Origin of the sequence: Nonomuraea sp. NPDC050404, assembly GCF_040655495.1 — a bacterium.
GTDB lineage: Bacteria > Actinomycetota > Actinomycetes > Streptosporangiales > Streptosporangiaceae > Nonomuraea.
In genome coordinates this window covers 14,704-37,683 of record NZ_JBFAKB010000006.1, presented here as the reverse complement: position 1 = coordinate 37,683, position 22,980 = coordinate 14,704, and the positions used below count along the sequence as shown (strand labels likewise).

Below are 22,980 nucleotides of genomic sequence, written 5' to 3'. Positions count from 1 at the left end.
GGCTCGGCCTGTCCGGCCGGGAGGATCCGGAGCGCGCCGGGGTGGAGTTCCTGATCTGGGCCGACACCACCACGGCGTGGCTGGTGGTCCTGGACGACCTGTCCGAGCTGCAGGACCTGCGAGGGCTGTGGCCTCCCGCCTGCCCGGTGGGCACCACGCTGGTGACCACCCGCCGTCGCGACGCCGCGCTGGCCGCGCCCCGCCGGCGGCTGGTCGAGGTCGGGCTGCTGGTAACAAGAGGCGCCTACAGACCCGTCACGAGGTTGTCGGCCCAGCCGCCGTGCCGACCGGTGCGTTCGAGATCGGCCCTCTGCTCCCGAACGTGTCCCCAGGCGCCATGCCGTTAGCGGCGAGGTGAGGGTGGGCGCGAGGGTTCTGGGGGGAGACCGCGCCCTCCCTGGCGACTGCGGCGACGGCCTGTGGTTGCACCCTGATCCGCCCAAGAGCGCGTGGACCGCGACAGGTATGTGGTGTGCGTTCTGGAGGCATCCGTCTCGGGCGCTACAGGCCCGGGACATGTTCGCCGCGATGTCACTCCTGACAGAGTAGATCCGAGCGAGAGTCTGCCAGGAATGACCTGCGACCTCCTGCACCAGACGCCGCGGCCGATTACGGGACAGCCCTTAGCCGTACAGTCCCTGCGGCGGTTCAGCGGGAGAAGGTGACATGGATGGTGCCGCTTTCGGCGATCTCGCTGGTCACCTTGTAGCCGCGCTCGAGTTCGCGCAGTTCCGCCCACAGGTTTTCACCGCGGCCGAGCAGGATCGGCACGATGCCGACGTGGAGCCGGTCGACCAGTCCCGCGGCCAGGTAGGACCGCACGACCCGGACCCCGCCGCCGATGCGCACGTCGCGGTCGCCTGCGGCCTGCCTGGCGTGCTCAAGGGTCTCCTCGGCGGAGGTCTGGACGAAGTGGAACGTCGTCCCGCCCTCCATCTCCAACGACGGCCGCGATTCATGGGTGAGCACGTACACCGGGCATCGGAACGGCGGGTTCGACCCCCACCAGCCTCGCCAGTCCGGATCGCCGGGGTGGGCGTGGAGCCCGAACTTGCCCGCGCCCATGATCTCGGCGCCGATGCCCTCGAAGTAGGCGGCGGCGTAGTCGTTGTCGAGGCCCGTGGTGCCCTTGCCGGTCTGGCCGAGTACGCGCTCGCGGAAGGTCCGCGTCGCCACGTACGCGCCTTGAAGGCGGTTCCAGTCCTGGCCGAACGGGTCTTCGGGGGTCTGGTCGGTGGTCGTGCCGTAGCCGTCGAGGGAGATAGTCAGATCGACTCGTACCTGTCCCATTGCCACTCCTGCAAAGTGATTGTAAAATGCAATCACTACCGTAATTTGCGGTGCCCGGCGACGTCAAGGAGGGATCGGAGATGGCCCGAGGAGCTATCTCGGACCTGAGGTCCGGATGCGCGATCAACGCGGCTGTGGAGGCCCTGGGCGACCACTGGTCGTTCCTGGTGCTGCGGGACATGATCTTCGGCGACCGCCGGCACTTCCGGGAGCTGCTGTCCGGCTCGATCGAGGGCATCGCGTCCAACATCCTCAGCGACCGGCTGAAGAAGCTCGTCGCCGCGGGCATCCTCACCAAAGAGGACGTCGTGCGCGGCCAGCGCGCCCGCTACAGCCTCACCGAGGCCGGCATCCAGACCCTCCCGATCCTGTTCGCGCTCGGCAACTGGGGCCTGGACTGGCGCGAGGGCACCCCCGAACTGCGCACCCGCCAGGAGCTCATGCGGGCCGAGGGGCCGCCGTTCATCGCGGATCTGATGGACGAACTACGCGTACGCCACCTCGGAGCCGCGTCTATCATCCGTGACGGCCCCGGCCCCCTGGAACGGCTCGAAGCGGCATACCAGGAAGTCGCGCGGCGCGAAGCCGCCCCACCGCCGACAGACGGCGAAGCAGCGCGCAGCGACTGATGGGGCAGACGACCCTACGCGCAACGCTGGTGACTCTGGTGGTCGGCGGTTGGCGGCCGTTCCGTGGTGGGATTGGTGCGGCAGCGGTGGGTGACTACACGGCGAGTGGTCGCGTTGGCGATCCACCGCACCTCTAACGGCAGGCGCAGAACAGAGCCCTCCTCAGAAGCGGTCGCCCTGGACCACCTCCTGTTTCGATACGCCATCGTGGCGGCCGTCAGGGGGTGTCGGGAATAGAAGATTTAACGACACCCTCTGATCGGGCCTCGCCAGCCCTCCCGAAAACCGGACATCGAGTGACGAACCGTGACGCCAGATGGCCGGGTCCGCACATGAATTGGCGACAGGATTTTCGGGGCTCCAACCCATCCCGAGGAGTGCCCGGTGCAGATCGTCTACTCCCGCGTCTCTACCGTGACCCAGTCCTTGCTGCGGCAGCGCCACATCCTCACCGAGGCCGGGATCCCGGGCGGGCGGGTAGTTGCGTCCGAGCATCGAAAAGCGAGATCATCACGCATGCTCGACCCCTTGCCCGAGGACGATGGGACCTCACCGACGGTTTCTACGCCGCATTTCGTGGGTCGTGATCGGGAGATGGCGGCGCTTCGGGCCGCCTTGGCCCGGCCACCGGCGATCGTGCTGGTTGAGGGCGAGGCGGGGATCGGGAAGAGCCGGCTGCTGCGAGAGTGGTTGGTCGCGCCGGACCAGCGCACTGCCTTGGTCTCGGTGTGTCCACCGCTTCGCGAGTCGCTGACGTTGGGGCCGATCGTCGACGCGTTCCGTGGGATCGACCGCCCGGTGTCGCGATTGCGGCTCACCGAGCTTGCGGGTGCGTTACGGCCCCTGTTACCTGAATGGTCCTCGGACCTGCCGCCCGCATTGCCGCCTTTGGGCGATGCGAAGGCGGCACGGCATCGCCTGTTCCGCGCCCTGGACGAGTTACTGCGGGCTCTGCGTGTCGACGTTCTCGTGCTCGAGGACGCTCACTGGGCCGACGAGGTGACCTTGGAGTTCCTGCTGTTCGTCGCCTCCCGACAGCAATCGGACGGGCCAAGCCTCGTGATCTCCTATCGGCCGGAGGAGGTGGACGCCGGATCGTTGTTGCTGCGGCTGACGTCCCGGTTACCTGCCGGCGTGACCCAGCTGAGGATCGCCCTGGCGCCGATGCGACCCAACGACACGGCAGCGCTGGTGTCCTCGATGCTGGACGGCAACCCGATGTCGCAGGAGTTCACGACGTTCATGCACGAGCGGACCGGTGGCGTTCCTCTGATGCTGGAGGAGTCGGTTCGCCTCATGTGCGACCGTGCCGACCTCGTCTTCCGCGACGGACAGTGGGTCCGGCTGAAGCTGCGCAAGCTACAGGTGCCGCCAACGGTGCGCGACTCCACCCGGGAGCGGGTGGGCCGTCTGTCGCCGACGGCGCAGCAGGTGTTGCGAGCCGCGGCCACGTTGGCTGAGCGGTCATCGGTGGCCACGATTGCCATGACCGCCGGTCTGTCACCAGCTGCGTGCCGAGGCGCCATCGCGGAGGCGGCCGACGCCGGCCTCCTGGACGGAGACGACCGCGGCCAGTGGCGATTCCGGCACGTGCTGGCCGCCACGGCTGTCTACGAAGCGATCCCGTTGACCGACCGCAGACACTTCCACCTGCTGGCCGGCCGGGCCTTGGAGGACATCCATCCGCTGCCTGTCGCACGCCTTGCCCACCACTTCCGTGAGGCGGGCGAGACGCGGTCCTGGGCGCGGTACGCCGAGCAAGGTGCTGAGCTGGCCATGGCCTCGGGTGACCACACCAAGGCGGTCGACTTGCTGGTCGATCTGTTGTCGTGGTCCGAGCTGGCGCCGGCGGATCGGGCACGGGTCGCGCGCATCGCCGGAGTAGCCGCGCTGGGTCGTCGTGAACCGGTCGACGAGGTCTACCACCGCGTGATCCGTACCTTGCGCTCGGTGCTGGAGACTCCCGGTCTCTCCGCCCGCCAGCAGGCGGAGATCCGTAACCCCTTAGGTCGGCTCCTGATCATCGGGGGTGAGGCGCAGGCCGCGCTCAGCGAGCTCGAGCAAGCGGCGGCCAACCTCGACCATGACCCGGTCGAGGCGGCCCGGGCAATGACCTATCTGGGATGGGCCTATGCGGGACCGTGGCCGGCGTCGACCCATCGGCGTTGGCTGGATCGCGCGGCTGAGCTCACCGCCGAAGTCGATTCTCCCGCAGAGCGGCTGAACCTGGCCGGCAACCGAGCCGCTGCGTTGCTCATGCTCGGCGAGGAGGAGGCATGGGCCGTCGTCGCTGACCTGCCCATCGACGGCGCGGCCCCGGCGGAGCGTCTCGACGTGGCCCGCATCCACGCAAATGTCGGGACCGGCGCACTGATCTGGGGCCGGTACGCCGACGCGGAGAAACACCTCGCCGTGGCCATGCGCCTTGCCGAGGCCGAGCAAGCGTCCCGGCTGCAGCACAACGTCCGGCTCGAACAGGCCAACCTGGCGTGGTTCACCGGCCGGTGGGAGGGTCTCGCGGAGAGAAGCGCGGCGCTCGCCGATGCCGACCGGGACCGGCCGGCGTACTACCTCGGCAGCATTCGCCTCGCGGGCCGGCTGGCGGCCGCAGCCGGACGGCGGCGCGCCGCGGGGGAGCAGTTCCGGCTGGTCCTTGAGGAGTCTGCCCGTCTCGGCGCAGCCGACGACACGATGGAGGCCGCTGCTGCGCTGGCCAGACTGTGGCTGACGGACGGAAACAGCGGCCGGGCGCTGCAGATCACGAACGAGCCGATGGACACAGTCCAGAGAAAAGGCATCTGGGTCTGGGCGACGGATCTCGTCCCCGCCCGGATCGAGGCGCACCTCGTCGCGGGAGACCTGAAGGCTGCGACACGCCTGGGCGACCGGTTCGCCAGAGGACTGCGTGGCCGTACGGCGCCTGCGCCTCGCGCCGCCCTCACCGTATGCCGTGCTCTGCTGGCCGCCGCCGCCGGAGACCACGCCCGCGCGGCGAGGGCGTACGATCGGGCGGCGCGCGCCTGGAACGCGTTGCCGCGCCCCTACGACGCCATGCTCGCCCGCGAGCGTCAAGCCGAGGCGCTCATGGCGCAAGGCCAGATCGAACAGGGCCGAGAGCTGCTGGCCGCACAGTATGAGCAACTGTTCAGGCTCGGAGCCCGCGGCGATGCGGATCGTGTTGCACAGCGGCTTCGCGAACACGGCGCCGAGGTTCCGCGATTGTGGCGCGGCGGTCGACGGGGGTACGGCGACCGGCTCTCACCTCGTGAGCTTGACGTGGTCCGACTGGTTGTCGCCGGCAAGACGAACCGGGAGATCAGCCAGATTCTGGCCAAGTCACCGGCCACGGTGGATCAACAGCTGCGTGCGGCCATGCGCAAGTTGAAGGTGAGTTCCCGAACCGCGCTCGCGGTCAAGGCGGTAGAGGCCGGAGTGTTCGCAGAAGAGGATTCCTTCGGCGACCCGTCGTGAAAATTGACGTATCCGCCGGATAGCGAAGGTCGCTCGTCACCCCGAGCATGACTCCATGATCCATGGCCTTGGGGCAGTGCATGCCTGAGCGACCTACCGCGCGTGATGACGCCCTCATCGAGCACCAGCAACCACTTGAGCTGTCGCGCGAGCCGCGCGTCAGCACCCCTGACGTCCCTGACGTCCCTGACGCCCGCGATGACGGCGATGACGGCGATGACGAGAGCCACGATCCCTACCAACCCCTGTAGGCCGGAGGAGCCCCCCACGTGAGACTGAAAGCCCTCGTCGCTGGGCTGGCCGTAGCGGTCGGCCTGAGCATGATCTCGCCACCACCGGCGTCGGCCGATGAGCCGGATCCCGGTGCGCCCGCCAACAAGATCGCGTCGGACCTGAAGGGCCGCTTCCGCACGGAGCCGGTCTCCGACTTCTGGATCACGTTCGACACCAAGGCCGACCTCGCGCCGGCGAAGAAGATCGCCGACTGGACCGCTCGCGGTCAGTTCGTCTACGACGCACTGCGGGCCTCGGCCAAGGCCTCCGCGGCGTCCGTCTCCGCCGAGCTCGACGCGGCGGGCGTGAAGTACACGTCCTACCCGCTGGTCAACGCCGTGCTCGTCAAGGGCGGCACGCAGGAGCTCGCGCTCGACGTCGCCTCGGTCGGGCAGGTCGCCGAGATCCATGCGTCGCCACAGGTCGCGCTGGTCGAGCCCGTGGACGAGAAGACGCCGGCCGACCAGGCCGTCCGCCCCGCCGCCCCCGCCGAGGATGGCACCGTCTCGTGGGGTCTGGACGCCATTCACGCCCCCAAAGCCTGGGCCATGGGGGCCACCGGTGCGGGCATCACCGTGTCCAACCTCGACTCGGGCGTTCAATTCGACCACCCCGCCCTGATACAGCAGTACCGCGGCACGAAGCCCGACGGCACCGTCGATCACAACTACAACTGGATGGCCACCCGGGGTACGTGCACCGGCGCACCGTGCGACGACGACGGACACGGCACGCACACCATGGGCACCATGGTCGGCGACGATGGCACCAACCACGTCGGCGTCGCCCCGGACGCGAAGTGGATCGGGACGAACGGCTGCTGCGACAGCACCGGCGTCGAGTCGTTGCTCAAGTCCGGCTGGTGGTTGCTGGCCCCGACCGACGTCAACGGCAACAACCCCGACCCGTCCAAGCGGCCCCATGTCATCAACAACTCGTGGGGCCAAAGCGTCGAGCACAATTTCGACGACTTCTTCCAGGCCATCGACGAGGCCTGGAGCGCCGCGGGCATTTTCAGCGTCTGGTCATCGGGCAACACCACGCCGTACGCGGCGTGCGACACCGTCTCCTCGCCCGGCTCCGCCGAGAGTGCCTACTCGGTCGGCGCCTACGCGTCGGACGGCAAGCTCGCGTTATTCTCCCGTAAGGGCGAGGGCGAAGGCGGCCGGATCAAGCCAGAGATCTCCGCTCCGGGCGTTGCCGTCCGTTCGTCCTACCTGAACGGCAATTACACCGAGATGTCCGGCACCTCGATGGCGGCTCCCCACGTCGCCGGCGCCGTCGCCGGCCTGTGGAGCTACGACCCGACCCTCATCGGGCAGGTCGAGGAGACCCGCCGCCTGTTGGCCGAATCGGCCGTCGACGTCGACGACACCGAGTGCGGCGGCACCGCCGACTTCAACAACAAGTACGGCGAAGGCCGGCTCGACCTCGTCCGCCTGCTCGAGCTCGCACCCCGGCAGGGCGGCACCCTCACCGGTGTCGTCACCGCCGACGGCGCCCCGGTCCCCGCCGTCGACGTGACGATCAGCGGACCGTTCAGCCGGTCCATCGGGACCGACAAGGACGGCCGGTTCTCGGTGAATCTCCCTGTCGGTGACTATCAGATCAGCACCAAGGTCTTCGGGTACCTGACGGCGACCGCGAGCGCCACGGTCACCCTCGGTCAGGACACCTCGGTTGAGGTTTCCCTCACCGCCGCCGCCCGCCACGACATCAGCGGCAGGGTCATCGACGACAAGAGGCAGCCCGTCCCGAACGCCGACGTCTCCGTCAAGGACACGCCGCTGGACGCCGTGCGCACGGACGCCAACGGCGCGTTCACGATCGCCGGTGTGCCGGAGGGCCAGTACGGGCTCGCCGTCACGCCCAACGCCTGCTTCTCGCCGACGCTTGTCCCGCTGACCGTCGGTGCCGAGAACAAGTCGCTGGAGATCCCGATCGGGCTTGTCGTCGACAAGGGCGGCTACAGCTGCTCCCTCTCTGAGGGGGAGTACCTGCGCGGCACCGACCCGGTCGCGTTCACGAGCGGCGTGTGGGCGACGGTGAACCTGCCGTTCCCGATCGCGCTCTACAACGGCAGCCACGACACCCTCGGAATCAGCCGGCGCGGCGTGATCTCCCCGGACACCTCCACAGGACCAGGCACCGGCGGTGCGGGCATCTTCCCGTTCTACGTCCCGTCCCCCGTCGAGTTCGCCCCCGGCGGGGGAGTCTTCACGACGGCCACCAAGGTCGATGGCGAGGACGCGTTCGTCATCGAGTTCCGCGACGCCAAGATCTGGGCCTACCCGATCCGGTCCGAGTACACGGAGCCGGTCAGCTTCTCGGCCACGCTCACCCGCTCGGGCAAGGTGATCTTCGGGTACGGTGACGGCATCGGGACCGACGACCCGGTGACCGGCGGCGCCCGCACCATCACCGGCATCCAGGGCTGGGCCGGTGTGGACGGCATCCGGTTCTCCGACAACGTCCCGGTGCTCCACGACGGGATGATCGTCACCTACGACCTTCCTGACTGGGGCTACCTCGACGCGACCGTCGTCGACAAGAACGACGGGCTGCCGGTGTCCGGGGCCAAGGTCTCGATCACCGGCAAGAACGGCCTCGTCGAGAGCGTCACGACCAACGGGACGGGCGTCGTGCATCGCCAGCTGCCGGTCGCCGGCTACACGATGACCGTCGAGGCGCCGAGCTACGTGACGGGGTCGTACGACTTCACCCTCGACAAGCTCTACGCGAAGGCGACGATCGACGCGCGCCTCACCACGGGCGCCGCCGGCCTGAAGGCAAGCGGGCTCGACGCCGTGATGGGAACCGACCAGAATGGTGTGGGCTCGCTGACGCTGACCAACAACGGTTCCGCCCCGCTCACGTACGGGCTGGGCGAGGCCGCGCGCCACCACGAGCTCGACGCCGCCGGCGCCACCACGCGCACCGGGACGGGTGCGGACAGCACGATCGACCTCACCGCGTGGAAGGCCGGTGCGAGCGGCATGAAGCCGTCGAACGTCGACGGCAAGGCTGCGACGGCGAGCGCCGCGGAAACACAGGCGGCCGGCAAGGTCGGCACGACCTCCGGCGGCGACGTCATCACCCGCATCGACATCCCGGGCACGATCGCGGAGAAGGAACCCTCCGGCATCGGGTACGACGGCAACGTCTGGGTCCACGACTACACCGCGCGGACCAACACCGCCTACACCGTGACGGGCAAGCCGACCGGCAAGGTCTTCGACGCCTCGTGGAACCCCAAGTACCGGGCGTTCGACATGGCGCTCGACACCAAGACCGGCGACATGTGCCAGATGGAGGACAGCCCGGCCAGCTACATCCACTGCTTCGACCGGGAGACCGGGAAGGAAACCCGGCAGATCAAGGGTGACTGGTCCACCCTGCAGCTGACCGGACTCGCCTACAACCCTGCCGAGGACGTGTTCTACATCGGCGGCCGGAAGAACGGCCTGATCGGAACCGTCGCCGGGACGTCGCACGACAACGCGGGTGCGCTGCTGTCCTTCTGCGCCCCGCCGCTGCCCGAGGTGATGGGCCTGGCCTACAACCAGGCCTCCGACACCATCTGGTACACCGACCTCACCTCGAACAGGCCCACCCGCCTGCTGCAGGTCGACCCCGACGACTGCTCGCTCGTCAACGCGTGGTGGTTCCCGGGCCAGAAGGTGGGCCAGGGCGGCGGCCTCGAGACCGACTCGACCGGGGCGCTGTGGGCGGCGGACCAGATCGCCGATGACGTCGTGCTGGTCGACGTCGAGGACGACCTGCTCACCGACCTGCCCTGGCTGTCGCTCTCCTCGACCGGCGGCACCCTCGCCCCGGGCGAGTCGACGACGGTCAAGGTCTCGATCTCCTCGAAGGACGCCGCCCCGGGCACTCTCGGCGCGAACATCGTCGTGTTGTCCGACTCCGGACGGCAGCCCAAGACCTACGTCCCAGTGACGCTCACGACCACGAAGTACCAGGTCGGCGTCAACGCCGGCGGCCCCTCGTTCACCGACGCCTCCGGCTTCACCTGGTCCGGCGACCAGGCGGCCCGTGACAAGGCGTGGGGCTATACCGGAAAGGGCAGGACGATCTCCACGAGGGCCGCGATCGCGGGCACCGAGGACGACGCCCTGTTCCAGTCCCAGCGCACCACGCAGGGCAAGGACCTGTTCTACAGGTTCCCCGACGCGCCGAAGGGCACCTACGCCATCGACCTCGGGTTCGCGGAGATCGAGCGGGTGCACCGGGGCAAGCGGGTGTTCGACGTCCTCATCGACGGCGAGCTGACACAGTACGCCTACGACGCCGCGAAAGCCGTCGGCCCGAACACCGCCGACTGGCACACCGCCGTCGTGCAGCACGACGGCGGTCCGCTGACCGTGGAGTTGCGGGGCTCGAAGGGCCTGCGGGCTCCGAGCATCGCGGCGCTGCGCGTGACGCTCGATCCGCGCGGAGACAAGGCGGAGCCGGAGCCCCAGCCCGAGCAGCCGGAGCCGGGCCCCGTGCCGGTGGCCCCCGCCGGTCGCTCGTACTCGATGAAGGTGACCGACGGGCTCTACCGCCAGGGTACGGAGGAGTCCGGGTGGCACGGCGATGACGTCTGCGGCGTGCTGTGGTTCGACTCCAGCCTCCTGTTCCCGTTCTACGACACGGCCTGGGACGGCGTGTGTGTGACGACGAACGGCGCGCTGATCTTCGACCGGGCCGGCACCGTGAGGAACAACACGGCGCTGCCGTCGCCATACGCGTACGATGCGATCTATCCGCTCTGGGACGACCTGGTCGTCGACGACCAGGCGGGCATCTACTTCGGCACCACCGAGGTGGACGGCCTGGCCGCTGAGGTCATCGAGTGGCGCAACGCCGCCTTCGACAGCGACAGGGCGGCCCGGGTGAGCTTTTCTGTCACCCTGATCGCGGACGGCCGCATCCAGATCGGGTACGGCGACGGCATCGGCGGCGACAACCCCCTCACCCGCGGGTCGTCGGCAACGGTCGGCCTGGAGAGCCTGACGCGCAACCCCGCGAGCCAGTACTCCTTCAACCAGCCCATCCTGACGGCCGGTCTGGGGCTGGAGTACACCCTCCCGGCTGCGGGCACGATCGAGGGCACGGTCACCGACGCGAACGACGGCAAGCCGATCGCGGGCGCGATCGTCACGCTCGGGGGGCCGAGCGGTGAGCGGGTCATCACCGCCGACGAGAAGGGCCGGTGGAAGGCCCAGGCGCTGGTCGGTGAGAACACCGTGCAAGTCTGGGCGCCGAACTATGTCACGGCCGGCCGCCCCGTGACCATCGCCAAGAAGGATCAGGCCGAGGTGGTCGACACGGCGTTGACCACGGGCGTCACAACCGTCACGGGAGGTGACCTCGACTGGCTCGTCGGCCCGGACCAGAAGGCGACCGCCGACGTGACCGTGACCAACACCGGCTCCGCCCCGCTCGAGGTGCGGCTCAGCGAGCAGAAACGCACCAGCGACGGCGGGCACGAGGCCGCCGACCTTCCGTGGCTGACCCTCACGGGCGCGGCCGCGGCCGGCACGGTCAAGCTCGCGGCCGGCGAGTCCACCACGGTCACGGCAACGGCCGACAACGCCGCCGTCGAGCCCGGTGTGCTCGTCGGGGATGTGCTCGTGGCGTCGAACGCCGGTAAGGGCGAAGCCCAGCTCAGGCGGGTCCGCCTGGCGACCTCGGCCTACTGGAAGGGCGTCGACGCGGGCGGGTCCGGGCACGTCGGTGCCGACGGCTTCGTCTGGTCGCCCGACCAGAAACTCGGCTCGCGGCCGTGGGGCTACGTCGGCGGCAAGGCGCGTGCCACCAAGGCCGGCATTGGCGGCACGGAGGACGACGACCTGTTCCGCACCCAGCGGACCGGCGAGACGTTCGCCTACGTGTTCAAGAACGCGCCCGCCGGGACGTACCGAATCGGCCTCGACTTTGCGGAGATCGAGAAGGTCAAGATCGGCAAGCGTGCCTTCGATGTTCTGGTCGACGGCAAACCCGTGCTCCACGACCACGACGTGCAAGCGAAGGTGGGTGCGCTGACCGCGGACGTGAACACGGTCACTGTCGAGCACGCCGGTGGCGATCTGAAGGTCGAGCTTCACCGCGAGATCGGCGAGCGCGACCCGATCCTCAACGCCCTGAAGGTCCAGCAGGACCCGCGCCTATGAGATAGCCGACCAAATCCGCCAGCAGTGGTCAGAGCCTCCTCGGAAAGGATCGCCGTGGAGGCTCCACGCCTACCGAGTCTGCGGCTTCCGACCTGCGCTCGCCGAAACTCCATCCATGCAGTTCAAGCCGCTTCTAATCCGACGGTCGCAGGTTCGGATCCTGCCGGGCGCTTCTCCATCAGCGGAAACTCCAGCCGCGGTTAGGCTCGTCGGCGGCATGGGGCAGATGTGAGGCAAAGCTGAATCAGCCGCCCAGCGGCCGCCCCAGCGCGGACGCGGCGGCCAGCAGGGTCGCGACGGTGCAGAAGTCCTCGGCGTCGATCGCCGCGCGGACCGCGTCCCAGGCATTCGTCATAGCCAGGACCGTAGGACAACCCACCGACATTCCCGATCAAGCGTAAGCAATCAGAAGGGTCTGTGACGCTGGGTGATAGGTGCTGATCAGGCCTCGCGTGCGACCGGCGGCATCCAGAGGTTGCCGGTGAAGGAGCGGTGGATCGCCTCGAAGGCGCTCAGTCCCTGTTTGCGGGCGCTGTCGAGGTAGGAACGGACGGTCAGCCAGTGCGCGACACCGTCTTCGGACTGATGGCAGCCGGAGGTCTTCACCTGCGTCTTGACCGGGCGTAGCGCGCGCTCCCCGGTGTTGTTCGTGAACGGCACCCAGCCGGGGAAGTCGGCGAAGCGCAGCACCTCATTAGCCCGATCCCGCAGGCGTTCCAGCAGGTTACGGGCCGGGGACTGTTTCCACCCAGGGGCGTGCGGTGGGCGGGCGTTCGTCACGCCCACCACCGTCCTCTTCTGCCCGCCGCCATGATCACGCTATCCTCCAAACAATCGCGTGGAGAGAGACGGGGCCATGGACGGAACGATCCGGGACGCCGCGGACGGCGGCGAGATCCTCGTGCCCGTGACGGTGGACGGCCAACTCGTCTATCTCACGGCCAGGTCCGCGTCCAGTTTCGCCGGTCCTGGGCAGGAAGAGGAGATCGCGGCGCGCCGTCCGACGCTGCAGCAGGTGCTCGACGGCCTGACAGGGATCGCCAGGGCCCTGGGCGCGCAGCTCAGGAAGACGGAGGCCGACAAGGTGACTGTGGAGTTCGGCTGCGAGTTTGCGCTGGAGTCCGGATCGTTCGTCGCGGTGATCGGAAAGGCGAGCGCGAAGTCCACGTTCAAGGTGGGGCTGGAATGGAGCAGGCCGGCACCTTAGGCGGCTGGGAGGCGCTGCTCAGGGCCGCGACGGTGGCCCTGGAGACGTCCGCGCCCGGCGGCCCCATGCTGGGGACCGGGTTTTTCGTCGCGGACGGGATCGTGGCGACCTGCGCGCACGTGGCGGCGTCGCGGGCGGACGCGCTGCCCGCGACGGTGTCGGCCCGACTCGTGGCCGAGGGCCGCGACCTGCTGCTGCGGCTGGACCCCGGCTTGTGGTTCCGCGACCCGGACACCGGACTGGACCTCGCGCTGCTGACGGTCGTGGACGAGGGCGGCTCGTCGCCCGCCAGCGTCCTGCTGTCCGACCGGGCGGAGATCGGTGACGAGCTATGGACGTATGGCCACCCCGACGGCGCGTTCCGCGCGGGCCAGCCCGCCACGTTCGTCTACGAGGGCGCCTCGCGGCGCAGCCAGACCGACGACTTCCCGCTTCCCCGCCTGCGCGGCACCCCCGTGGGCGGCGGGTTCAGCGGCAGCGCGGTGGTGAACCGGCGCACCGGGGCGGTCTGCGGCATGCTGGTCACCTCCGATCAGGCGGGCAGCGCCCACCTGATCTCCGCCTCCGCGATCGTCGATCGATGCCCGCGGATCGCCGCGGACCGCCGATGGCTGGACACGCTGGACGACGACCAGCTGCGACGCGGCGGCTGGCGGCATCCGGGACCCCGGCTGCGGGCCTACCTGCGGGCCGCGGTCCGGGCCGCCGAGTCGCATCCGTACCCGGGCGTGCTGCCCGGGGTCCAGCCGCCCTCGCTGTCGGCGGTGTACGTGCGGCAGCAGGTCGGGCAGAAGGAGCAGGAGCCGTGCCCCGCAGAGACGGTCTTCGCCGGCGAGGCGGACGCGATGGTGGTCGGGGGGCCGGGCAGCGGCAAGTCCAGCCTGCTGCGAACCGGCGTGATCACGCTGGCCGCCGGGTGGGCACGGGGCGAACAGGTCCCAGTGGTGCCGGTGCGGGTGCTCGCCGCCGACCTGGTGGCGTCCCGGCCGATTCCAGAGGCGGTGGCCGCCAGCGTCGGCGCGGAGCTGGGCGGGCTGGGCGTGATGGAGTCCTGGCCCGCGGACTTCTTCCGCGCCCCGCCCCTTCCTGGCGTCCGCTGGCTGCTCATGGTGGACGGGCTGGATGAGATCGTCGATCCCGGCCGCCGCCGGGCCGTCCTGGACAAGCTGGTGGGCCTCCGGCACGATCCGGCGGCTCCGTATCGGCTGCTCATCGCCACCCGCCCGCTCCCCGAACTGACTGACAGGAAGGACGACCCGGCCCGCTACGACCTGCTGGGGCTGGACACCCGTCAACTCCAGGAGCTAGCCCTGGCCTGGTTCGGCAGGCGTGGGCTGCCCGAACCGGCCGAGAGCGCCGCACGCCTGCTCGACGTGCTCCACCGGACGAACACAATCGAGGTGGCCGCCAACCCGCTGATGGCGACGATGCTGTGCCAGCTCTTCGCCCAGGACTCCAGCGGCCCGCTGCCGGGCGGCCGCTTCGCCGTCTACGAAGCATTTGTCGGACTGCTCCGCGAACGCATGGAGAGCGACACGACCGGCGGCGTCTACCAGCAGATCCGCGCGTCCGTGCACCGGTATGGCGAGCGCGTGGAGGAGGCCGTGGCCCGGCTGCCCGGGCAGACGGTGCGGCTGATGGACCGGCTGGCCCTGGTCAAGGCCACCATGGAGGACGACAGACCGGTGCTCGACCTCCTGGCTGGCTGGACGGCGGACCTCAGGCCCGAACCGGTCACCCCCGAGCACTGGCGGTCGCTGCTGCGCGAGACGCTGCGCCGCAGCGGGCTGATGTTCGAGCGGGCCGGCGACTTCGCCTTCATCCACCAGAGCATCGGCGAGTATTTCGCTGTACGGGCGGTGATCGCCGACCCGCGCCGGGCCAAGGCCGCCGTACTGACCGTGGTCAACCCGGACTGGCCCCCTTACCGGCCGTACCGGCCGGGCGCCGCGCTCGTGCACGCCTTGACCGACCGCTGGCGGTCCTGGGCGGCGTACGTCCCCACCGACTACCGCCGCCTGGCCGCGGCCGCGCTCAACGGCCGCCCGGACCTGGATCGCCAGTTGATCCGCGCTGCCAGGACCCTGGACGGGTGCAGGTTCATCGGCGACCTCGTCGCCGACGCCGTACTGCTCAACCCCGAGATCATCCGGACGGCGACGGCCACCCTCGACGCCCTGCTGGACAACCCGGCGCTGGGCACGCTTGTGCGCGCAAACGCCGCCGCGGCCCTGGCCGGGCTGGGAGAGCCCGGCCTGCGTATCCTGCTCGCCCGGCCGCAGAACGCGCTGTCCTGGGACGACGCCCACTTCTTCGCCGCCGCCCGGCTCATCGACCGCGGCGATGCGCGCGGGCCCGAGCTGATGGCCTCCCTGACCGGCGAGCACGTCCCCTTCCACACCCGCAGGGCGGCCGCCCTCAGGCTCGCGGCCCTGGGTGACGCGCGCGGCACCGACCGGCTCGCCGAATGGGCGGCCGAGCGCGCGCAGGGCTCCCACACCTCCAGGGAACTCGCCAAATCCCTCACCGAGCACGACGATCCGCGCGGCGTGGAACTCCTGGCCGCCTGGGCCGCCGACCCGCAGCGCGATCCGTACGAGCGCAAGGACGCCGCGAGCGACCTGCATGAGCTGGGCGACCCGCGCGGCGTCCCCTTCCTGGCCCTGCTGGCCCTCGACCCCGACCTGGACCACTACCCGCGGCGCCTGGTGGCGGAGGCGCTCGCGCGCACCGGCGACCCGCGCGGGGCCGACGTCCTGTACTCCTTGGCCTGCGACTCCCGGCTGTTCGAGTGGGACCGGTGCTACGTCGCAGAATCCCTGGCCGAACTCGGCGACCCCCGCGGCCTCGACGCGCTGTCCGACCTGACCTCGCGTGCGATCTTCCCGAAATGGCGCCGCACCGCGGCCGCCATGCTCGCCAGGCAGGGCGACCCGCGCGGCGCGCGACTGGCGGAGTCGTGGCTCGCCGCCCCGGGCCTGAACGCGGAAAGCCGCCGCGACCTGCGCAGAGCACTCGCCGTCTACGAGGCCAAGCGCTCGGTCTCCCCCGACTGATCGAGCAGATCGAATCCGAGGCCGCTGGAGCGTGCGCCGCGGCCGGCGCCCCGGCGCACGCTCAGCCAGAGCGCCACCCGTCCGGTCCGCGTCCTGGTCCGGTTGTAGGCGACCGTCAGCGGGGGCCGGCCCTGGTCACCTCTTCCTCGCTGACGAAGTACGCTTGTCCCGCGTCCAGCCCTTCGCGCAGCAGCGCGGTAAGCGGCGGGATCGCGTGCGGCACCCTCCTGCTGGCCGCAGCCGGCGCAGGACCTCGCGGGGCAGTGAGGTCAGGAGCGCGGCGAGAAGGGCCCGGTCTTCGGGTGCGAATCTCACTCTGGTGTCAGCGCCGAGTTGGCGTTCAAGGACGGCGATCAGGCGCATGGTCGCCGTACTGACACGACGGCTGACACGGCATCGTCCGCCCAGGAGGCGACATGTATGGGCAACGCGGCTACCGCTCTTGGAGCCGTTCCAGAGCACCGTGCGGGACCTGCTGCCGGACGCCTGCTTCGTCCCGCCGCTGGGCACCTCGGCCGACGGCGCGCTCGCCCTGGCCAAGGCCGCGGCGGAGGTCCGCCCCCGCAGCCCCTACCTGTACGTCTTCACCCGGGCAGACGCGCCAAGAGCTCAACCGCTTCGCCGAGCTCTCTGGTCGGGTCGTGGACGACGTCGCGAGCCGGCGATGTGGTCCCGCTCGGCCATCACTGAGACCGTCCCGTGACGCTCAGCGTGCCGTCATGGCGCCGTCCACCGCCATCGGCAGGCCGGTCACGAATGACGCGGCGTCGGAGCAGAGCCAGGCGATCGCCTCGCCGATCTCCGAGGGGTTGGCGTACCGGCCGAGCGGGTGGTACGCCGCCGTCTGCTCCAGCGTCATGATGCCCTGCGCGATGAGGCCGTCGACCATCTCGGTACGCACCGCGCCCGGGCACACGGCGTTCACCCGGATCCCGGAGGTGGCGTACTCGAGGGCGGCCGCCTTGGTCAGCCCCACCACGCCGTGCTTGGCCGCGATGTACGGCGAGACGAGCGGCGCCTCGATGCCGACCAGTCCGGCCACCGAAGCCACGTTGACGATCGCGCCCGAGCCCTGCTCCAGCATCTGGGCGAGCTCGTACTTCATGCACCACCAGACGCCCTTGAGGTTGACCTCGAACGAGGCGTCCCACGACTCCTCGCTCACCTCGTGGAACCGGCCGTCGCCCGCGGTGTCCACGCCCGCGTTGTTGACCGCGCAGTCCAGGCGGCCGAACCGCCGCACCGTGAAGGCGACCATGTCCCTGACGGCGTCGGCCTGCCGTACGTCCGCCCACACGAAGTCGGCCTCGCCGCCCGCCTTCTCCACCGCGGCGACCGTACGCCTGCCGCCTTCCTCGTTGATGTCGGCGATCACGACCTTGGCCCCGTGCCGAGCCAGGACCAGCGCCGTCGCGGCTCCGATGCCCGACGCCGCGCCCGTGATCAGCGCCGTTCTGCCATCAAGAAGAGAACCTGCCATTTGAGGATGACTCCCAAGTCGCCTGAAAGAGGACAAGAGGGGACCGTACTTTGAGATGATCACTATGTCGAGGAGTATGCGCAACCTAATGACTACATCGTGTGAAATGTCGTAGGATCCGGTGTCACCCGCTTCGCGATCATGGATATCGGCCAGAACAGGTCGTCGCTACGCGTCCGGCCCTGTGGCGTGCGCGGTGACCGTGATCCACTCGCCGACGAGGAAGTCAAGATGTCAGCATCGGTACGTACTCGCCATCGCGCGGCACACTCACGGCTGAGCGAACCCCTGATCGTCCTGACGGCCACGGCCGCCGTCACGGGCGCCGCGGCGCTGACGACCGTGCTCATCGCCCCGCCCGCCACGCGGACCATCCTGGCCTGGGCCCTCGGCGTCGCGGCCGTCCTGGTGTGCGGGGCGCTCACGTTCGCGGCGTCGAACAGGCAGCAGGTCCAGCAGTTGCGAGGCCGGCTCACCGCCGGCGACGCCGAGCTCACCAGGCTGGCCGGAGAGACGATGCAGGAAGCGGTGCGGCTCATCCACGACGGGGTGTCGGCCGAGTCGGTCCTCGCCAAGGTTCCACGGCCCGCCGGCAAGGCTCAGCAGCAGATCCTGTACTCCTTCGTCGGCGAGGTCAGCAGGCAGGGGCGGATCCGCGCCGCCACGACCGCGGCCTGTGCCAGCGCCGCCGGCCGGGTGCAGGCCCTGGCCACGAGCATGCTGGCCGATCTGCGCGAGATGGAGGACCGGCACGACCGGATCACCCTCGGCGACCTGCTGAAGCTGGACCACACGACCGCCCAGGCCGGACGGCTCGCCGACAGCATCGCCGTCCTGACCGGGGCCCGCTCGGGACGGCGCTGGACCAAGCCGATCGTGATGGAGAGCATCCTGCGCGGGGCGATCGGCCGGATCAGCGCCTACCAGCGCGTTCGCATCCACTCCTCCAGCACTTTCGCGATCGCGGGCCATGCCGCCGAGGGCGTCATGCACTCGCTCGCGGAGTTGATGGACAACGCTACCAGCTTCTCCCCGCCCACCGAAGAGGTCCACGTGTACGTGGAGGAGATCACCGCGGGTGTCGTGATCACGATCGAGGACTGCGGGCTGGTGATGAGCCCGGCCGCGCTGGCCCGGGCGGAACAGGCCGTCTCCGCCGAACCGATCGACTTCACGACCCTGTCCGGTTCCCGGCTCGGCCTGGCGGTCGTCGGCTGTCTGGCCCGCAAGCACGGGCTCACCGTGTCCTTCCGCCCGTCCTCCCGTGGCGGCACCGGCGTGGTGGTCATGATCCCGCAGCGGCTCATCAGCCAGAACGCCTCGGTGCCGCCGCAGGCGCGATCTCCCAGGCCCACCCCGGCCAGGCAGGAGGCCCCCGCGCGGGTGACCCCCGACGGGGACGGGGAGTTGCACGGCCTGCCGCGCCGCCGCCGGGGACAGACGTTCGCGGCCACCGCCTCCGCCCAGACGCCGCCTCAGCCCGCGGCCGGGCCGGAACCGAGGCTCACGCGGACGCCGTCGGACGCCGGAAGCAAGTTCAGCGCCTTCCACCAAGCAAGCAGGGCACGAAAGAATCCGTCGAGCGAAGCACGTCAGATGGGTGAGGAAGAAACTCGATGAGAACATCGGATCAGGAACTCGCCTGGTTGCTCGAGAACCTCCTGGAGAGGACTCCGCAGGCCAGGTACGCGGTGGTGTTGTCGCGAGACGGTCTGCGGCTGTCCCATACCGCCGCTTTGTCCGTGGATCGCGCCGACCAGCTCGCCGCGATCGCCTCCGGGATCCAGAGCCTGTCGTACGGCGCCTCCGTCGAGTTCGGCGACGGCACGGGCGGCCTGCGTCAGTCCATGACCGAGTTCCACGGCGGGTTGCTGTTCATCGTGGAGGCGGGAGAGGGAGCGCACCTCGCCGTGGTGGCCGGCGACGACGCCGACCCGGGCGTCATCGGCCACAACATGAACGAACTGGTCGAGCAGATCGGTGAACACCTGACCGCGCCACCTCGTCCGCCACAGACGAGCAGCCGGCCCTGATGGCACCGCGCCTGGAGGACGAGAACCCGGACCGCCTCTACATGGTGACCGGTGGACGCAGCAGCGTGGCCGACGACGGCCTCGACCTGGTCACGATCATCGTGAGCGAGTGCGACCCGACTCCGGGCATGCAGTCCGAGCATGTCCGGATCCTCCGGCTGTGCACGAGCCCGATGGCCATCGTGGAGATCGCATCCGAGCTGCGGCTGCCGGTCAGCGTGGTGCGCATACTGCTCTGCGACCTGCTCGACATGGGACGCATCACCGCCAGGAGCCCGCGCCCGGCACCGGCCGAATCGCGTCTGCCCGACCCCGAACTTCTCAGACAGGTGCTCGTTGGACTCGAACAGCTTTGAACCGGTCGCGCGGACTCCCTTGGCGGGTTCCACGACCACCGGACTCAAGATCGTGATCGTCGGTGGGTTCGGTGTGGGAAAGACGACCATGGTCAAGTCAGTCAGTGAGATCCGTCCGCTGAGCACCGAGGAGACGCTGACCCTGGCAGGGGAGCAGGTCGACGACGCGCGCGGCGTGGAGCGCAAGTCCACCACCACGGTGGCGTTCGACTTCGGCCGGATCAGTCTGAACCCCGAGATGGTGCTCTACCTGTTCGGGGCGCCGGGGCAGGAACGGTTCTGGTTCCTGTGGGACCGCCTGTTCACCGGAACGCTCGGCGCCGTCGTACTGGTGGACACGCGGCGCCTGGCCGACTCCTGGTACGCCATCGACCGGCTCGAACACCACCGCACGCCGTTCGTCGTGGCCCACAACCGGTTCGGCGACCCCACGCACTCCCTCGACCAGGTACGGGACGCGCTCGACCTCTCCTCCGATGTGCCGCTCGTCGAGTGTGACGCGCGGCGGCGGGAATCCAGCAAGGCCGTGCTGATCACGCTCGTCAACCACCTCTACGCTCTGTCCTCCGCCCGGTAGGTGACCTCATGACTGATTCCATGCAATCCTCCGACGCCGCCTCCTGGTTCGCCGTACCGGCAGCAGGGCCGGAACGGAGCGAGTTCAACGGCGCCTTCCGCATGTACGGCAGGACCTACCACCAGGACCCCGCCGCCGCCTTCCAGGAGATGCGCCGGCATGGGCCCGTGGTGCCGGTCCTGCTGGAAGGCGACATCCCGGGCTGGCTGGTGCTCGGGTACCGCGAACTGCGCTACGTGCTCAGCAACCCCACGCTGTTCGTCCGGGACTCCCGCCATTGGAACCAGTGGGACAACATCCCGCCCGACTGGCCCCTCATGGCGTACGTCGGCTACCAGCCCTCCATGCTGTTCGAGGTGGGCGCGGCTCACGATCGCCGGGCGGGGGCGGTCAGCGAGGCGCTGGCGGCGGCCGACCAGTTCGAGCTGCGCGCGAACTGCGAGCGGGTCACGGAGGGGCTGATCAACACCTTCATCGGCTCGGGCCGGGCGGACCTGACGGCCCAGTACGCGAACCCGATTCCGCTGCTCGTTCTCGCTTCCATGCTGGGCATGCCGGACTCGGACACCCGTGCCCTGGTCGGCGAGGTCGCCACGACGCTGAACGGTGGCCCGGCCGCCATGCAGGCCTACCACCGCGTGCATGCCATCATGGCCGGCCTGCTCGACCTCAAGCGGCACAACCCCGGCCCCGACCTGCCCTCCCGGCTGCTGGCCCATCCCGCCGGGCTGAGCGACGAGGAGCTCATCCAGGACCTGTTGCTGACCATGACCGCGGGCCACGACCCGACGGCCACCTGGATCAGCAACACGCTCCAGCTCATGCTGACCGACGACCGGTTCGCCATGACCCTGTCGGGCGGCCGGCGCAGCGTCGGTCAGGCGCTGAACGAGGTGCTGTGGAAGGAAGCCCCGGGGCAGATCGCCATCGGACGGTGGCCGATCATGGACACCCAGGTCGGCGGGCGTCACATCAGGGCCGGCGACCTGCTCATCTCCGGCCTGGCAGCCGCCAACCTCGACCCGAAGGTACACCCCGACTTCCACCAGGGCTCCGCGGGCAACCACGCGCACATGTCGTTCGGGTACGGCGCGCACGGCTGCCCGCATCCCGCGCCGGAGATCGCCGAGATCATCGCGCACATCGCGGTGGAAACGCTGCTCGACCGGCTGCCTGACGTGGTGCTGGCGGTGCCGCCGGAGTCGCTGGAGTGGCGGTCGTCGATTCAGATGCGCAGCCTGGAGGCACTGCCGGTCGAGTTCACCCCCGGTTATCAGATCTGACGTCGGAATCCGGCGGGCAGCGGTGGGCGTGGGCGTGCAACCGGCCGTCTACGACCACATTGAAGGGACCGTACGGGCCGATCTCGCCCGCACCACGCTCGCCGAGGTGCGGCGGGGAGTGCGGTCCCGGGCTGTGAGTGGCTGGGAGATGCTCCGCGCCGCCGCTTTCCAGCGGCAGCGCGACTGGGTGAAAGCGCTGCACGAGGAGGCCGAACGCAGGCACCCCGGAGCGGAGAAGAAGCGGGAGCGCGCCCAATGGTTTTGGTGGGCGCTCCAAAGCCTGGGCATCCCTGACACGCCGCTCAAGATCACCGGAGGGGTGATCGGCCGGATGGTCATCGACCACGTGTCCAAACGCCGCGGCGTCGACCGGGTCATCGGCGACGCCGTCCGCCGACGCGCACGAGCAGCCCCACCGAGCCCGCCGCGACGTGCACAAACGCAAATAGCCCCGGCGTCAGGGCTCCGGCACCCACGGGTGCCCGTGGGTGCCGGGGGAGGTTCAGCCGCAGTGGACGTTGTTGAGCTTGACGCTCGTCCAAGAGGGTGAGATGCCTTCGACGTCGATGCACTGGCCGGGCGCCGAGACGTAGACGGGGCCGGCGTAGTACTTGAAGTCGCCGGCGTCGGTGTCCTTGCCGCTGCCGTCGCCGCGCGAGATGACGACGCCCTTCCAACTGGTCTTGTTGGCGTAGGGGCCGGCGCCGTAGGTGAGGGCGCAGTTCTTGCCGGTGCTGGAGCTGTAGTAGACCTCCAGGGTGCCGGTCTGGTAGCCGTACTTCTCGACGCCGATCTTGTAGACGCCGACGCGGGTGTAGCTGTTGCCGCAGGGTCCGGCTGCGCTGGCCGGGGTGGCGCCCGCCATCAGGGTGGTGGCGGAGGCCAGGGCAGCGCCGGCCAGGATGGTCGCCAGCTTGCGTGTGCGCACGGAGTTCCTTTCGATGGTCAGTGGTGCGCGATCATGCTTATCACCGGCTTGTAGTCGGTGTCCGCGAATGGTGCTCGATGTGATGGTTCACACACGGTGTCCGTTTTTCTGGCTTTGCGGATGCGCAACGGAACGTCGGCCATCGTCCGCCGGCGGCGAGATCGAAGTGCGGCGGGCCATCCCCTGGACGCGATGAAAGAAGATCTATGGCGGCGGTGGCG

At 69.6% G+C, this 22,980-nt stretch carries 17 protein-coding genes; 13 read left to right on the top strand and 4 right to left on the bottom strand.

Annotated elements, in window-relative coordinates; translation table 11 throughout:
* Positions 1-41 precede the first annotated feature (41 nt).
* Positions 42-347: a hypothetical protein gene (locus AB0I81_RS17335; RefSeq protein WP_360657293.1), complete on the top strand. Its 306-nt coding sequence runs from the start codon at positions 42-44 to the stop codon at positions 345-347.
* A gap of 301 nt (positions 348-648) precedes the next feature.
* Here the strand turns inward: AB0I81_RS17335 and AB0I81_RS17330 are convergent, their stop codons facing one another.
* Positions 649-1,290, bottom strand: a complete 642-nt coding sequence (locus AB0I81_RS17330; protein ID WP_360657290.1) for a dihydrofolate reductase family protein — start codon at positions 1,288-1,290, stop codon at positions 649-651.
* A gap of 80 nt (positions 1,291-1,370) precedes the next feature.
* On the opposite strand from AB0I81_RS17330, the gene AB0I81_RS17325 reads away from it, so the two are divergent.
* The 4 genes from AB0I81_RS17325 to AB0I81_RS17310 all read left to right on the top strand — a co-directional run bounded on the left by AB0I81_RS17325 (position 1,371) and on the right by AB0I81_RS17310 (position 11,839).
* On the top strand, positions 1,371-1,919 hold the full coding sequence (locus tag AB0I81_RS17325) for a helix-turn-helix domain-containing protein (RefSeq protein WP_360657287.1): 549 nt from the start codon (positions 1,371-1,373) through the stop codon (positions 1,917-1,919).
* A 384-nt stretch (positions 1,920-2,303) separates the two neighbouring features.
* Positions 2,304-5,390, top strand: coding sequence for an AAA family ATPase (locus AB0I81_RS17320; protein WP_360657284.1), 3,087 nt, complete (start codon positions 2,304-2,306; stop codon positions 5,388-5,390).
* Between the two features lie 80 nt (positions 5,391-5,470).
* Positions 5,471-5,641, top strand: a complete 171-nt coding sequence (locus AB0I81_RS17315; RefSeq protein ID WP_360657281.1) for a hypothetical protein — start codon at positions 5,471-5,473, stop codon at positions 5,639-5,641.
* Between the two features lie 18 nt (positions 5,642-5,659).
* Complete coding sequence (locus AB0I81_RS17310) at positions 5,660-11,839, top strand: S8 family serine peptidase (RefSeq protein WP_360657278.1); 6,180 nt, start codon at positions 5,660-5,662, stop codon at positions 11,837-11,839.
* A 441-nt stretch (positions 11,840-12,280) separates the two neighbouring features.
* Here the strand turns inward: AB0I81_RS17310 and AB0I81_RS17305 are convergent, their stop codons facing one another.
* Positions 12,281-12,619 (bottom strand): transposase, encoded by a 339-nt coding sequence (locus AB0I81_RS17305; RefSeq protein WP_360657275.1) that lies wholly within the window; start codon positions 12,617-12,619, stop codon positions 12,281-12,283.
* Positions 12,620-12,695: 76 nt separating this feature from the next.
* Between AB0I81_RS17305 and AB0I81_RS17300 the strand changes: the two genes are divergently transcribed.
* From AB0I81_RS17300 to AB0I81_RS17290, 3 genes are all read left to right on the top strand, one after another.
* On the top strand, positions 12,696-13,046 hold the full coding sequence (locus AB0I81_RS17300; protein ID WP_360657272.1) for a CU044_2847 family protein: 351 nt from the start codon (positions 12,696-12,698) through the stop codon (positions 13,044-13,046).
* Positions 13,025-16,102: a trypsin-like peptidase domain-containing protein gene (locus AB0I81_RS17295; RefSeq protein WP_360657270.1), complete on the top strand. Its 3,078-nt coding sequence runs from the start codon at positions 13,025-13,027 to the stop codon at positions 16,100-16,102. The genes AB0I81_RS17300 and AB0I81_RS17295 overlap by 22 nt, the downstream gene beginning before the upstream one ends.
* A 442-nt stretch (positions 16,103-16,544) precedes the next feature.
* Positions 16,545-16,805 carry a hypothetical protein gene (locus tag AB0I81_RS17290; protein ID WP_360657267.1) on the top strand — a complete coding sequence of 87 codons (261 nt, stop codon included), beginning with the start codon at positions 16,545-16,547 and terminating at the stop codon, positions 16,803-16,805.
* Between the two features lie 3 nt (positions 16,806-16,808).
* On the opposite strand, the gene AB0I81_RS17285 is transcribed toward AB0I81_RS17290, so the two are convergent.
* Positions 16,809-17,582 (bottom strand): glucose 1-dehydrogenase, encoded by a 774-nt coding sequence (locus AB0I81_RS17285; protein WP_360657264.1) that lies wholly within the window; start codon positions 17,580-17,582, stop codon positions 16,809-16,811.
* A 231-nt stretch (positions 17,583-17,813) separates the two neighbouring features.
* Between AB0I81_RS17285 and AB0I81_RS17280 the strand changes: the two genes are divergently transcribed.
* Genes AB0I81_RS17280 through AB0I81_RS17260 form a run of 5 tightly spaced genes read left to right on the top strand, consistent with a single transcriptional unit; the run spans position 17,814 to position 21,831 of the window.
* On the top strand, positions 17,814-19,202 hold the full coding sequence (locus tag AB0I81_RS17280) for an ATP-binding protein (RefSeq protein WP_360657261.1): 1,389 nt from the start codon (positions 17,814-17,816) through the stop codon (positions 19,200-19,202).
* Complete coding sequence (locus tag AB0I81_RS17275) at positions 19,199-19,615, top strand: roadblock/LC7 domain-containing protein (RefSeq protein ID WP_360657258.1); 417 nt, start codon at positions 19,199-19,201, stop codon at positions 19,613-19,615. Before AB0I81_RS17280 ends, AB0I81_RS17275 begins: the two co-directional genes overlap by 4 nt.
* On the top strand, positions 19,615-19,971 hold the full coding sequence (locus tag AB0I81_RS17270) for a DUF742 domain-containing protein (protein WP_360657255.1): 357 nt from the start codon (positions 19,615-19,617) through the stop codon (positions 19,969-19,971). Before AB0I81_RS17275 ends, AB0I81_RS17270 begins: the two co-directional genes overlap by 1 nt.
* 19 nt (positions 19,972-19,990) lie before the next feature.
* Positions 19,991-20,548 carry an ATP/GTP-binding protein gene (locus tag AB0I81_RS17265; RefSeq protein WP_360657252.1) on the top strand — a complete coding sequence of 186 codons (558 nt, stop codon included), beginning with the start codon at positions 19,991-19,993 and terminating at the stop codon, positions 20,546-20,548.
* A gap of 8 nt (positions 20,549-20,556) precedes the next feature.
* On the top strand, positions 20,557-21,831 hold the full coding sequence (locus AB0I81_RS17260) for a cytochrome P450 (RefSeq protein WP_360657249.1): 1,275 nt from the start codon (positions 20,557-20,559) through the stop codon (positions 21,829-21,831).
* A gap of 502 nt (positions 21,832-22,333) precedes the next feature.
* Here AB0I81_RS17260 and AB0I81_RS17255 read toward each other — a convergent pair.
* Positions 22,334-22,759, bottom strand: coding sequence for a spore-associated protein A (locus AB0I81_RS17255; RefSeq protein ID WP_360657246.1), 426 nt, complete (start codon positions 22,757-22,759; stop codon positions 22,334-22,336).
* Positions 22,760-22,980 lie beyond the last annotated feature (221 nt).